The 12,745-nt window shown below is 70.8% G+C and carries 13 protein-coding genes; 8 read left to right on the forward strand and 5 right to left on the reverse strand.

The genetic code is table 11. The features are described from left to right. Window positions 1-24: 24 nt before the first annotated feature. Complete coding sequence (locus tag ABIE45_RS10390) at window positions 25-696, forward strand: aspartate/glutamate racemase family protein (RefSeq protein WP_192706643.1); 672 nt, start codon at window positions 25-27, stop codon at window positions 694-696. A gap of 3 nt (window positions 697-699) precedes the next feature. Next, window positions 700-1,491, forward strand: a complete 792-nt coding sequence (locus ABIE45_RS10395; protein WP_192706644.1) for a TIM barrel protein — start codon at window positions 700-702, stop codon at window positions 1,489-1,491. Between the two features lie 87 nt (window positions 1,492-1,578). Here the strand turns inward: ABIE45_RS10395 and ABIE45_RS10400 are convergent, their stop codons facing one another. Then, window positions 1,579-2,610, reverse strand: a complete 1,032-nt coding sequence (locus tag ABIE45_RS10400) for a hydroxyacid dehydrogenase (protein ID WP_192706645.1) — start codon at window positions 2,608-2,610, stop codon at window positions 1,579-1,581. Between the two features lie 4 nt (window positions 2,611-2,614). Next, on the reverse strand, window positions 2,615-3,820 hold the full coding sequence (locus ABIE45_RS10405) for an amino acid aminotransferase (protein WP_192706646.1): 1,206 nt from the start codon (window positions 3,818-3,820) through the stop codon (window positions 2,615-2,617). 255 nt (window positions 3,821-4,075) lie between these two features. Here ABIE45_RS10405 and ABIE45_RS10410 point away from each other — a divergent pair, with 255 nt between their 5' ends. The 3 genes from ABIE45_RS10410 (at window position 4,076) to ABIE45_RS10420 (ending at window position 6,667) form a co-directional block, all read left to right on the forward strand. Next, window positions 4,076-5,215 carry a branched-chain amino acid ABC transporter substrate-binding protein gene (locus ABIE45_RS10410; protein ID WP_192706647.1) on the forward strand — a complete coding sequence of 380 codons (1,140 nt, stop codon included), beginning with the start codon at window positions 4,076-4,078 and terminating at the stop codon, window positions 5,213-5,215. A 211-nt stretch (window positions 5,216-5,426) separates the two neighbouring features. Then, window positions 5,427-5,702, forward strand: a complete 276-nt coding sequence (gene infA / locus ABIE45_RS10415) for a translation initiation factor IF-1 (protein ID WP_012320343.1) — start codon at window positions 5,427-5,429, stop codon at window positions 5,700-5,702. Continuing rightward, the gene (locus ABIE45_RS10420) at window positions 5,699-6,667 is read left to right on the forward strand and encodes a DMT family transporter (RefSeq protein ID WP_192706648.1); all 969 of its coding nucleotides are present in this window, start codon (window positions 5,699-5,701) and stop codon (window positions 6,665-6,667) included. Before infA ends, ABIE45_RS10420 begins: the two co-directional genes overlap by 4 nt. On the opposite strand, the gene ABIE45_RS10425 is transcribed toward ABIE45_RS10420, so the two are convergent. Further along, a complete protein-coding gene (locus ABIE45_RS10425; RefSeq protein WP_091781038.1) occupies window positions 6,637-6,939 on the reverse strand; it encodes a hypothetical protein in 303 nt (100 codons plus the stop codon). The two genes, ABIE45_RS10420 and ABIE45_RS10425, sit on opposite strands and share 31 nt — an antisense overlap. Window positions 6,940-7,107: 168 nt before the next feature. Here ABIE45_RS10425 and ABIE45_RS10430 point away from each other — a divergent pair, with 168 nt between their 5' ends. Both ABIE45_RS10430 and ABIE45_RS10435 read left to right on the forward strand, forming a co-directional pair. Next, the gene (locus ABIE45_RS10430; protein WP_192706649.1) at window positions 7,108-7,713 is read left to right on the forward strand and encodes a sulfite oxidase-like oxidoreductase; all 606 of its coding nucleotides are present in this window, start codon (window positions 7,108-7,110) and stop codon (window positions 7,711-7,713) included. Continuing rightward, a complete protein-coding gene (locus tag ABIE45_RS10435; RefSeq protein WP_192706650.1) occupies window positions 7,688-8,425 on the forward strand; it encodes an FAD-binding oxidoreductase in 738 nt (245 codons plus the stop codon). Before ABIE45_RS10430 ends, ABIE45_RS10435 begins: the two co-directional genes overlap by 26 nt. A 138-nt stretch (window positions 8,426-8,563) precedes the next feature. Here the strand turns inward: ABIE45_RS10435 and ABIE45_RS10440 are convergent, their stop codons facing one another. Continuing rightward, window positions 8,564-9,661, reverse strand: coding sequence for a calcium:proton antiporter (locus ABIE45_RS10440; RefSeq protein WP_192706651.1), 1,098 nt, complete (start codon window positions 9,659-9,661; stop codon window positions 8,564-8,566). A 259-nt stretch (window positions 9,662-9,920) separates the two neighbouring features. Between ABIE45_RS10440 and ABIE45_RS10445 the strand changes: the two genes are divergently transcribed. Further along, entirely contained in the window at window positions 9,921-11,675 is a 1,755-nt protein-coding gene (locus ABIE45_RS10445; protein WP_192706652.1) for a DEAD/DEAH box helicase, read from the forward strand. A 173-nt stretch (window positions 11,676-11,848) separates the two neighbouring features. Here the strand turns inward: ABIE45_RS10445 and ABIE45_RS10450 are convergent, their stop codons facing one another. Continuing rightward, the gene (locus ABIE45_RS10450; protein ID WP_192706653.1) at window positions 11,849-12,694 is read right to left on the reverse strand and encodes a hypothetical protein; all 846 of its coding nucleotides are present in this window, start codon (window positions 12,692-12,694) and stop codon (window positions 11,849-11,851) included. Window positions 12,695-12,745 lie beyond the last annotated feature (51 nt).

A 12,745-nucleotide genomic window follows, 5' to 3' on the forward strand; every position in this document is an offset into this window, starting at 1 on the left:
GAAGCGCCCAACCTGAGACACAGCATGGCTCCCCGCATCGTTCTCCTGCATGCCACGCCCGTCGCCATGGCGCCGATCCAGGCAGCCTTCGCGGAAAACTGGCCGGAGGCCGAGACCGTCAACCTCCTCGACGATGGCCTGTCGCTCGACCGGGCCAAAGAGCCGGGTGAGATCTCGGAGGGCATGATCGAGCGCTTCGTGCGGTTCGGCCGCTACGGCCACGACATGGGCGCGGACGGCATCCTGATCACCTGCTCGGCCTTCGGTCCGGCGATCGACCGGCTGATCGAGACCGTGCCGGTCCCGGTGCTCAAGCCCAACGAGGCGATGTTCCGCGCGGCGATCGCGCAGGGACAGCGCATCGGCATGCTGGCCACCTTCGGCCCCTCCGTCGGCACGATGACCGACGAGTTCGAGGAGTTCGTCGGGCAGGCCGACCGGCCGGCGACCTTGCGCACGGTGCTGGTGGACGACGCGATGGCACGCCTTCGGGCGGGGGATGCCGAGACCCACAACCGTCTCGTCGCCGAGCGGGCGCCAGAGCTTTCCGATTGCGACGCGATCATGCTGGCGCATTTCTCGACCTCGCGAGCGGCCGAGGCGGTGCGCAAGGCGGTGAATGTCCCGGTCCTGACCGCGCCCCACGCGGCGGTGGACCGGATGCGCGCGATGATCGAGACCGGCAGGAGTGCCTGACCCATGAAGCTCGGTGCCTACAAGGACCGCCTCAGCGGCCATTGCGGCTTCCTGTTCACGGAGCTGCCGCTCGCGGAGCGCTTCGCTGCCGCCGCCAAGGCCGGCTTCCGGGCGGTCGAACACCCGAACCTGTTCGCCACGCCGGCGCGAGAGGTGGCGGGCTGGCTCGAACGGGCGGGCGTGCCGCTGGTCCAGACGGGATTCCCGGCCGGCGACGCATCCAAGGGCGAGAAGGGCTTCGCGGCCCTTCCGGACAAGGTCGACTATTACCGCTCCACCATCGAGCCGACCCTGGACTACGTCGCGCAGCTCGGCTGCCGCATGGTCCACCCGATGGCGGGCGTCCGACCCGCCGGGGTCGAGCAGGCGCGGCTCTGGGAGACCTATCTCGACAATCTCGCCTTCGCGGCCGATGCCGCCAAGGCACGCGGGATGACGGTGATCGTCGAGCCGATCGGCCCCGGCTCGATCGCCAATTACGTGATCGACGACCCGCTGGTGGCCGTCGAGGCGATCCGGGCGATCGGGCGCGACAACGTCAAGCTGCTGTTCGACGCGTATCACTGCGTCTGCCTGGGCCACGACCCGGCGGCGCTGATCCGGGCGCACGCGCCGCTCATCGCCCATGTCCAGATCGCCGACGATCCCGGCCGCCACGAGCCCGGGACCGGGACGATCGCGTTCGAACCGATCTTCGCCGCGTTGGAGGAGGTTGGCTATGCCGGCTTCGTCGGCTGCGAGTACCATCCGGCGGCCGGCACCGAGGCGGGGCTGGGCTGGATGCGGGCGGCGTAACGAACTGGCAGAATTTAGATTCCAACCCGCACCTCAGGCTGAGGGTGAGGGTTGGGCCGACGCCGGATAAGCGGCGCCGCGCAAAACTCAGCCCAGCAACCGCGCCCGGCGCTCAAGCACCGCCGGCCAGACCTCCGGGTTGACCAGCCGCGGCGGCGTCACGCCGTTCAGGATGCCGATGATCTGCTCGGCACCCCACGCCGCCACGTTGCGGCGAGCCTCATGGGTGACACCGGCGGTGTGGTAGGTCGCCACCACGGTCTCGAGCTTGAGGAGCGCCGAGTCGAGGGGCGGCGGCTCCGGCGCCCAGACATCGAGGCCCGCCCCCGCGAGGTGCCCCGAGGTCAGAGCCTCGGCCAGCGCGGCCTCGTCGTGGACGCCGCCCCGGGCGGTGGTGATGAACAGCGCCCCGGGCTTCATCGCCGCGAAGGTTTTGGCGTCGAAGCTGCCGCGCGTGGTGTCGTCAAGCGGGCAATGCAGGGACACGATGTCGGACTCGGCGAGCAGCCGCTCCCGATCGACCGGCTCGGCGCCGCGCGCCCGGATCTCCTCGGCGGAGAGCAGCGGATCGTAGGCCAGGACCCGCATGTCGAAGCCGCGGGCAAGCTTGGCCACCGCTTTGCCGGTATGCCCGATCCCGACGAGCCCGAGGGTCAAGCCGCCGATTTCGTGACCCATCAGCGATTCCCGCGAGAAGCCGCGCTGGGTCCGGAGCAGGCGGTCGGACACGCAGATCTTGCGCGAGACGGCGAGCATCAGGCCGATCGCGAGCTCCGCGACCGACTGGGCGTTGCCGCCGACCTGGTTGACCACCGCGACGCCGGCCCGGGTGCAGGCCGCGGCGTCGACCGTGTCGAAGCCGGCACCACCCGATGAGACGGCGAGCAGGTTCGGGCAGGAGGCGAGCAGATCGTCCGTGACGTGCCAACGGCGCGGCAGCTCGTCCCGCGCCGGCGAGACGTGGAAGACATGGGCCTGCTCGAGCAGCGCCTGGAGCGCGCTGTCCGGACCTTGCAGGTCGCCGATCTGCAGGTCGATGTCGGGCTCGGCCCTCAGCCGCGTATCGAAGACCGGATTGATCCAGACGTTGAACCGGCAGACGCGCTTGAGAGCCGCCACGGCGTCAGCCCTTCACCACGGCGTCGATCGCGTCGATGACGTGATCGATGTTGTGGGTGTTGACCGCAGCCACGCAGATCCGGCCGGTTTCCAGCGCGTAGACCTCGTGCTCCTCGCGCAGGCGGGTCGCCTCCGCGGGGCTCAGGCCCGTGTAGGAGAACATGCCCTTCTGCGTCTTGATGGCGTCGAAGCCGCGCTCGGGGTGGCGCTGCTGCAGGCTGTCGGCCATCCGGTCGCGCATGGCGCGGATCCGGTCGCGCATCTCCGCGAGTTCGCGTTCCCAATCGGCGCGCAGCTCCGGATCGGTGAGGACGATCTCGACGATGGCGGCGCCGTGGGTGTGCGGGTTCGAGTAGCTCGCCCGCACCAGCCGCTTGGCGAACGCCTCGACCTTCGCCTTCGCGGCCGGGTTCTCGGCCACGATGGTCAGCGCCCCGACGCGCTCGCCGTAGAGCGAGAACGACTTCGAGAATGAGGAGGCGACCAGGAATTCCTGACCCGACTCGGCGAACAGGCGCACCGGCTCGGCATCGGCGTCGAGGCCGTTGCCGAAGCCCTGATAGGCGATGTCGAGGAACGGGATCAGGCCGCGCTCGGCCATCAGGGGGACGAGGTCGCGCCACTCGTCGAGGCTGAGATCCGCGCCCGTCGGGTTGTGGCAGCAGGCGTGCAGCACCACGATCGAGCCCTTCGGCAGATCCTGGAGGTAGGCCCGCATGGCCGGGTAGTCGGCGCCGCCGGTCTCGGCCGAGAAATAAGGGTAGTCGACCACGGTGAAGCCGGCCTGGCTGAACAGGGCCTTGTGGTTCTCCCAACTCGGGTTGCTCACCGCGACGGTGGCGCCCGGGTACAGCTTGGCCAGCACGTCGGCGCCGGTCTTCAGCGCGCCGGTGCCGCCGATGCTCTGCAGCGTCGCGACCCGGTTCTGCGACAGGATCGGCGCGCCCTTCCCGAACAGCAGCTCCTGGACCGCGTCCCGGAACGGCTTGGTGCCCTCGATCGGCCGGTAGGTCTTCGGCAGGCCCTTCTCGATCCAGCGCTTCTCGGCGGTCTGCACGGCGCGCAGGCGCGGCACCTTGCCGTCCGCATCCGTGTACACGCCGACAACGAGGTTGAGCTTTTTCGGGCTCGGATCGGCGTTGAAGGCCTCGAACAGCCGCATGATCGGGTCGAGCGGCGCGTCCTGGATGCCGGCGAACAGCGAGGTCATGATCGTCAATCGTCCCAGAGGGTCTTCGAGGCAGGCCACGAAGGGCGGTTCAGTCGACCGGCGAGGATCGGGCCGAGGGCCTTATTCCGCACATCGCCCGCGCGCGCCAGCGCTTCCGCGCGTATCTGCATCCCGATCGGTTCAAGGATGTACATAATCCCTCGATTGACGACGCTCATTGTCACGCATTGCGCAGCCGGGGTCCCGCAAAGATCGGCCTTCCGGCGGCGCCGGACTCCGCCGTAAGGTGCCGGGATGCTGCGCTCTCTCGCCGTGACCCTCGCGGGCCTCCTCGCCGTCGCGCCGGCCGCCGCACAGAATGCGGTGCGGATCGGGCTCTCGGCCCCGTTGACCGGCCCGGACGCCGTCTTCGGCCAGGGCCTCCGGCAGGGGGCCGAGCAGGCGGTGGCCGACCTGAACCGGGCCGCCGGCGGGCGCCCACGCTGGGTTCTCGTCCCCGCCGACGATGCCGGCGATCCCAAGCAGGCGGCGGCGGTTGCCCGGAAGTTCTCCGCCGACGGGGTGCGTCTCGTGATCGGGCCGTTCGAATCCGGTGCGGTCGCGGCCGCCGCACCGGTCTACGAGGATGCCGGCGCCGTCACGGTGACGACCGGCGCGACCTACACGCCTCTGACCAGCCGCGGCCTCTGGAACCTGTTCCGGCTGGCGCCGAGCGATGCACAGCAGGGCCGGGCCGCGGCGGCGTACCTGGCCAGGGCCTATGCCGGGCGCCGTGTCGGCATCCTCAACGACCGCTCGACCTTCGGGCGCGGTCTCGCCGACGCCGTCTCGGCGCGGCTGAAGGAGAGCGGCGCGCCGGAAGTGCTGTTCGACGGGTTCGCGCGGGGCACCCGCGATCTCTCCGACCTCGTCGGCCGCCTGAAGGCTGCCCGGCTCGACGCCATCTATTTCGGCGGGCTCGCGCCTGAGGCCGTCGCGCTGCTGCGGGCGATGCGGGAGGCGGGCCTCGGCGCGGCGCTGGTGGCCAGCGACGGGATCCTCGACCCGAGCTTCCCGGCCGCCGCCGGAGTTGCCGCTGAGGGCACGGTGATGACGCTGCTCCCGGACCCGCCGCGCCTGCCCGACCCCCGCGGCGGCAAGCCCGTGCCGCGGTCCCCCGAGGCGGAGACCGTGGCGGCCGGCTCCTATGCGGCGGTCGAACTCCTGGCCCGGGCGACCGAGCAGGCCCGTGCCGCAGACCCGAAGACGGGCCGGATCTCCGAGGGCCGGAAGGTGGCCGAGATCCTGCGCGGCCCGCAGCCCGTGCGCACCGTGCTCGGTCCCGTGAGCTTCGACGCTCGCGGGGATCGCACCGGCAACGCCGTGGCCCTGCGGATCTGGCGGCGGTCGCCGGACGGGCGCATCGACTATGCCGGCAACGACATCGAGCCGTAAGGCGGCGTAATTCATGTCGATGACGGAGCGGGTTCGGCGTCCGTGACTTGCGGGCCGTTCCCGCGGCGACTACATGCGAGCGGTGCTGCTGAGCTGGCGCGGTCGATCCACCGGATCGGATCCGCGCCCTGCGGCGTTTCCCGAGCTCGATGACAGCCGAGAACGCATTGCCGGAACGCCTGCTGCCGGACGGTCCGACTGGAGAAGGTGCATGGCGAAAGAAGAATTGATGCAGTTCGACGGTCTCGTGATCGAGATCCTGCCGGATGCGCGCTACCGCGTGCAGCTCGACCAGGGCCACGAGATCGTGGCCTACACGGCCGGCAAGATGAAGAAGAACCGCATCAAGACGCTGGCCGGCGACCGCGTGACCGTCGAGATGTCGCCCTACGACCTTGAGAAGGGACGCCTCGTGTTCCGCCACAAGGACGAGCGTTCCTCCGGCCCGCGTCCCCCCGTCCGCGGCGGTCAGTTCCGCCGCCGTTGACGACCGAGCGCGCGGCCCGGGCTCCGTCGGCCGCGCCCGCTTACCTCCTGCTCACAGCCACGGCCCTGCTCTGGGCCGGCAACGCGGTCACCAGCCGCTGGGCGCCGGGCCACGTCTCCCCTCAAGTGATCACGACCCTGCGCTGGGCGGTGGCCTGCGCGGTGCTGACGCCGTTCGCCGCCCGACGGCTCGCGGCCGAGTGGCCGCTCCTGCGCCCGCACTGGCTGCGCATCCTGCTGATGGGCGGGCTGGGCTACACGGCCTTCAACTGCCTGTTCTACGCGGCCGGCGTGCATACCGGCGCGATCAACCTCGCGCTCTTCCAGGGGGCGATCCCGGTTCTGGTGATTGTCCTGAACCGCCTGGCCTATCGCGTACCGGTCACGGCCGGCCAGATCGCCGGCGTGGTCCTGACGCTGATCGGCGCCGGCCTCGCCGCGACCCACGGCGACTGGTCGGTGATCGCGCACCTGGCCTTCAACCGCGGCGACGTGCTCGTCTTCGGGGCCTGCCTGCTCTACGCGGGCTACACGATCTTCCTGCCGACCCGGCCGAAGGTCTCGGCGCTGGCCTTCTTCGCCGCCATGGCGGTGGCCGCCTTCGTGACATCCCTGCCGCCGCTCGCCGTCGAGTGGGCGACCGGGCACGCCGTCTGGCCCAGCCGCGAGGGCTGGGCCATGGTGGCGTTCGTCGGCCTGGGGCCGTCGCTGCTGGCGCAACTCTTCTTCATGCGCGGCGTCGAGCTGATCGGCCCCAACCGCGCCGGCCTGTTCGTGAACCTCGTGCCGATCTTCGGCGCGATCCTCGCCGTCCTTCTGGTCGGCGAGCCGTTCGGGGCGACGCAAGCCGTCGCCCTCGCGCTGGTCCTCGGCGGGATCGCTTGCGCCGAGCGCCTGAAGCCGGCGCTCGCCGTCGAGTCCGTCCCGGAGGCCGCTTACTCGCAGACGCGGACGCGGCGGATGTAGACGTCGCCGTAGGGATCGACGGTGCGGCGGCGCTCGAAGTGGCAGACCGGGCCGTAATCCTCCTCGACGTAGACCGGCGGCGGGGCGCGGTAGACCGGACGGCCCGGGTAGTAGCCGTTATTGGCGGACGCGATGGCGCCGCCGACCGCCAGACCACCGAGCACGCCGAGCGCGGCCGCGCCGCCGGCACCGATCCCGTCGCGGGCCTGGGCGGCCGGCGCGAGCGTGGCAAGACTCCCGACGACAAGGCTCGTCGCGAGAAGGTACTTCATGACTTCCCCCTGAAAGCAGGCGATTCGTGCCGAACGTCGGCACAGTCCCGCTAGCACACCCGAGCTTTGGGGCGTTTGTTCGGCCACACATGACGGGACTCGGCGGCTTGACGTGAGGTGTGCCGTCGCACCAAACCCAGGGCGACAGCGAGGGGCGCGGAGGCCGGTATGGTGACACGGGGCTTCGTCGGGCGCAGGCAGCCGCCCGAGACCGGGGCACGCCTGCCGCCGGGCCAGTATCTCACCGATGATTTCCCGATCCTGCAGATCGGCCCCAACCCGGTGGTAGACCTCGCCACGTGGCAGTTCACGCTCCGCGAGGGATCCCGGCCGATCAAGTCCTGGAGCTGGGACGCGTTCGAGACGCTGCCGCGGACCACGTGGCACGGCGACATCCACTGCGTCACCAAGTGGTCGAAATTTGATACGGATTGGGAGGGGGTCAGCTTCGACGACCTTCTGGCGGATGCCGGGATCGCGGCGCCGACGGGGTTCCTGCTGGCGGAATCCTACGACGATTACACCACGAACATTCCGGTGGCGGATCTCGTGGGCGGTCGCGCCCTCGTGGCCACACGCTACGCCGGTGAGCCGATTCATCCGGATCACGGCGGGCCGGCGCGGCTGTTCGTGCCGCATCTCTATTTCTGGAAAAGCGCCAAGTGGGTGAAGGGGCTGCGCTTCACCACCGTCGACACCGCCGGCTTCTGGGAGCTGCGCGGCTACCACATGTACGGGGATCCCTGGCGTGAGCAGCGCTACATCGGTGACTGAGCCTGTCGTCTTCCGCTGGCATCAGGCCGAGATCACCGCGATCGCGCCCGTCACGCCCCACGTGAAGAGCGTCCGGCTGCGCTGCGGCTTGGCCGAGCAGTACCGGGCTGGGCAGCACGTCGATGTCCGCCTCACTGCCGAGGACGGCTACCAGGCCCAGCGCAGCTACTCGATCGCCTCGGCGCCGGACGGCAGCGGCACCCTCGAGCTGATGATCGAGGGCCTGCCGGACGGCGAGGTTTCTGGCTGGTTCTCGGATTGCGCCGAAGTCGGCGACCGGGTGGAGCTGCGCGGGCCGATCGGCGGCTCGTTCTCGTGGGACGGGCCCGACGGCGGCCCGCTGCTCCTGGCGGCCGGCGGCTCCGGTGTGGTGCCGCTGCTCGCAATGCTGCGGCGGCGGGCGCAGGGCTGGCGGGAGATCCCGGCGGCGCTGATCTACTCGGCCCGCACCCGCGCCGATGCGATCGCGGTCGCCGAACTGGAGCGGCTCGCCGCGACGGATCCCGGCGTCTCCCTGCATCTCGCGGTCACTCGCGAACCCGGTGGCAGGCGGATCGACGCTGCCCTAGTGGCCGCCGCGCTGGCGCGGACCGGGCCGCCGGGGAAGGTGTTCATCTGCGGCTCCAACCGGTTCGTCGCCGCGGCGTCGGACCTGATCGTGGCCGCGGGCGTCGCCCCGGGCCTGATCCGCACGGAGCGCTTCGGCGCCTGAGCGATGGGATTGGGGCTGTCGCGGCCCGACGCGTAATGTCCTGCGTTTCGGCGCCCTCGACTCGATGACCAGCGCCGTCGTTCCGGGCTCGCCTGCGGCGCCCCGGGATGACGGCGTTGAACCGGTAACCCGCGCCGATCACGGGCTGAAGATCAGCACGAGGTAGACGAAGAACAGCACGAGGTGCACCGCGCCTTCGAGCACGGTCGTGCGCGAGCCCGAGAAGGTCTGGGCGCTGAGGATCAGCGTCACGGCGAGCAGGGTCATCTCGGTGGGCTTGAGGCCGAGCACCACGGTCTGTCCGGTGAGCAGGCCGATGGTCAGGATCGCCGGTACGGTGAGGCCGACCGTCGAGGTGGCCGCACCAAGGCACAGGTTGATCGCCCGCTGCAGCTCGTTGCGGGCTACCGCCTTGAGCGCCGAGATGCCCTCCGGGGTGAACACGATGGCGGCGATCAGCACGCCGCCCAGCGCCGAGGGCGCGCCGAGTGCCGCAATGCCGTGGTCGAGGATGACCGCCAGGCTCTTGGCCAGGATGACGATTGGCAGAACATTGGCGAGCAGCAGGCCGACATGCTTGGCGATACTGCCGCCCGACACGGAGGAGGCCTCACCGGGATGCGCGTCCGCATCCCGAGCCTCGGCGTCGATGAAGAACTCGCTGTGCCGGCCGGTCTGGATCAGCAGGAATACGCCGTAGAGGGCCAGCGTGAACACCGAGAACGTCACCGCCTGCAGGGTCGTCAGCGTCCCGTCGCTGGTGGAGCTGGTGAAGTTCGGGATGATCAGCGCGATGGTGGTGAGCGGGATGATCACCGCCATGAAGGCCGAGGCCCCCTGGAGGTTGTAGCGCTGCTGGTGGTGGCGCAGGCCGCCGACCAGGAGGCCGAGCCCGACCACGCCGTTCAGCACGATCATCAGCACGGCGAACATCGTGTCGCGGCCGAGCGTCGGCGCGTCCTTGGCCGAGAGCATCACGGCGGAGATCAGCGCCACCTCGATGATGACGATGGCGAGGGTGAGCACCAGGGTGCCCAGAGGCTCTCCCAGCCGATGGGCCAGTTCCTCGGCCTCATGCACCACGCCGAACGCCGCCCACACGATCACCGCCAGCAGCCACGCGAACAATCCGCCTGCGAAGAGCCGCTGCGACAGGTCGCCGAGCCAGTCCTTGCCGAACCACGCGAAGGCGAGAACCGTCGCCCAGGCTACCGCCACTCGCAGGGCTGTCGTCATGTCCGTGATGGTCTCCGTGCCGACCGCGGCCAAGCTGTGGTGTGCGATACGTAACCGTCTCTAGGCCATCTGATCGCGGATGACAGGGCCGGTGCACCCTCGGCTGACCGCGCGCAACCGCCCCATGCTGCGGCGGGAGTGGTCAGCTGGCCCGCGAGGCGTTACGTTCCCACCACCCGAATAGAGTCCGGTGCCTGATTCCTCCGCCGCGCGATGGCGCGCTGCCGGGTGCGGCGCGGCCGTTGAGAGTTCCCCGAGCTTGCCTTTTCCGACCCTGCCCGCCCCCCTCGCGCGGGCCCTTGCCGATCGTGGCTACGCCGATCCCACCCCGGTCCAGGCCGCGGTGCTGGAGGCGGCTGCCGGCTCCCGCGATCTCCTCGTCTCCGCCCAGACCGGCTCCGGCAAGACCGTGGCGTACGGTCTGGCCATGGCGAGCCTGCTGATCGGCGACGGCGAAATGCTCCCGCCGCCGGCGGCGCCGCTCGCCCTGGTGATCGCTCCGACCCGGGAGCTCGCGCTCCAAGTGCAGCGTGAGCTGTTCTGGCTCTACGGCCCGGCCGGCGGCCGGATCACCGCCTGCGTCGGCGGCATGGATCCGCGCCGGGAAAGCCGGATGCTCGCCGAGGGCACGCATATCGTCGTCGGGACGCCCGGCCGCCTGCGCGACCACTTGGAACGGCGCAATCTCGATCCCACCGCGCTGCGGGCCGTCGTCCTCGACGAGGCCGACGAGATGCTCGATCTGGGCTTCCGCGAGGATATCGAGTTCATCCTCTCGGCGACGCCGCCGGAGCGGGCGACCTACCTGTTCTCCGCGACCCTGCCGAAGGGCATCGAGGCGCTGGCCGAGCGCTATCAGCGCGACGCGCTCCGGCTCGCGATCAAGAGCGAGACCCGGGGACACGCCGATATCGCCTACCGGGCGGTTCGGATCATGCCGCGCGAGACCGAGCACGTGGTGCTCAACCTCCTGCGCGAGGCGGACGCCAAGACGGCGATGGTCTTCTGCAACACCCGCAACGCCGTCCGCCATCTGCAGGCGAGCCTGACCGAGCGCGGTTTCTCGGTGGTGGCGCTCTCGGGCGAGCTCGGCCAGGGCGAGCGCAACGCCGCGCTCCAGGCCCTGCGCGACGGCCGCGCCCGGGTCTGCGTAGCCACCGACGTGGCCGCCCGCGGCATCGATCTGCCGTCCTTGAGCCTCGTGATCCACGCGGATCTGCCGCACGATGCCGAAGTGCTCCAGCACCGAAGCGGCCGGACGGGCCGTGCCGGCCGCAAGGGCACCTCCGTGCTCCTGATCCCGAACTCGCGCCGGCGGCGGGCCGAGCAGATGTTCGCCATCGCCAAGGTGAGCCCCGAATGGTCGGGGCCGCCCTCGGCCGACGAGATCCGCCGCCTCGACGGCGAGCGCATGCTGTCCGACCCGCTCTTCGCCGAGCCGCCGGCCGAGGAGGATGTGGCGCTGGCCGAGACGCTCCTGGCCAGCAAGAGCCCGGACGAACTCGCCGCGCTCCTGGCCCGCGTCTACCGCACCCGCCTGCCGGCGCCCGAGGAAGTCAGCGATCCGGGTGAGGGCCGCGCCCCGCGGGGCGAGCGGCCGCCCTACGACCCGATGGATCCGGAGCGGATCGCCGCCATGGGGCCGGCCGTCTGGTTCCGGCTCAATCTCGGCCGCCGCGACAACGCCGACCCGCGCCGCCTGCTGCCGATGCTGACCCGTCGGGGCGGCATCGGCCGTCAGGAGATCGGCGCGATCCGGATCTTCGAACGCGAGACCAAGTTCGAGGTGCGCGGCAATGCGGCGGCGCGCTTTGCCGAATCCTTCGCCCGCAACGGATCGCCGGAAATCCAGGTCGAGGCGCTCGTAGGGGATGCCCCTCCCGGCGAGCGCAGCGGACGGCCCAGCGGCCCGAAGGGCTTCGCGAGCCCGCGGGCCGGAAAGCATCAGCGCAAGGTCGAACGGACTGGTCCGAAGCCGGACCACAAGCCGGGCCGCCATTCGGGCCGAGGCTGAAAAGCTCGCTGCAGCCCGCCCTGTCGCGTCGCCGTCGTGCGGGGCGCGCCTCTCGCGATCGGTGAGGCCGCAGGCGGTTCGGGTGACCGACCGAGCGATCCTCGGTGATCGTTCACGGCGGAGCGGGCGTGCGAGCCCAGCTCAGCCTGTCTTCGCTGAGTGCCGCAGGCCGCTCAGAAGACGTTCTTCACCGCGTCACCGAGCGCATCGACGCTCTCCTTGAGCTTACGTCCCGCCGGCGCGAGGGACGGCAGCTTGATGCCGAGAACCTCGGTTTCTTCCGGTTCCGAAGCCTCGGCCTGTGCCACGGCGGTGGACGCCGGCGCCTTCGCCTTGGCGGCAACTTTGGGCGGAGCAGGCGGCTTCTGGGCTGCCACCGCCTTGCGCCCCGGCTTCTCGCCCTTCTCGGCCGCCGGCGGCGCGGCCACGGGCGCGGACGCGGCGACCGGTTTCTGAACAGGCGTCGCGGCGGGCTCGACCACGTCGCGCGCTTTGATGGCCTCCGAGGCACGCGGAGCGATGAGCGCCGCTGTCCGGCTCGGCGGCAGCGTCGCAGCCTGGCGCCCAGCGGCGATCGGCGCGATCGGGGTCGGGACCGGGATGCGGCGGGCCGGCGGTTCCGCGGCGGCGGCAACCTTTGCCGGCGGCGGCGCGGCTGGATTTCCGGTCGGCGCGGCGGCCGGCGTGAACGCCTCGGGCAGCGCGGCCATTCGCAGGGCGGGCGATACAGGTTCGGCCGCCGGCACCGGCGCCGATGCCACCTTGCCGGAGCCTGCGAGCGCGGGGAGACCGTCTTTCAAGTCGGGCCAGTCGGCCGCTTTCCCGGAGACTTTGAACGTCGCTGGCGCCGGTGCGGCGAGGCCGGCCATCAAGGTCGAGGCGGCGACACCGAAGCCGCAGAGGGCCCCGGCCCCGGCGAGACCGAACAAGATGACGCGCAGGTTGACGCCGCGCTTCGGACGCAGCTCCGGATCCCGAGTCTCTCGGGTCTCAGAAGGATCCAGGGCGAGATCGATCATGGTCCGGGGTCTCTGACACGATGCACAATGCGCGCGACCGGGCTCCCCCGC

The organism is Methylobacterium sp. OAE515 (assembly GCF_041806315.1).
In the GTDB taxonomy this organism is placed as follows: domain Bacteria; phylum Pseudomonadota; class Alphaproteobacteria; order Rhizobiales; family Beijerinckiaceae; genus Methylobacterium; species Methylobacterium tardum.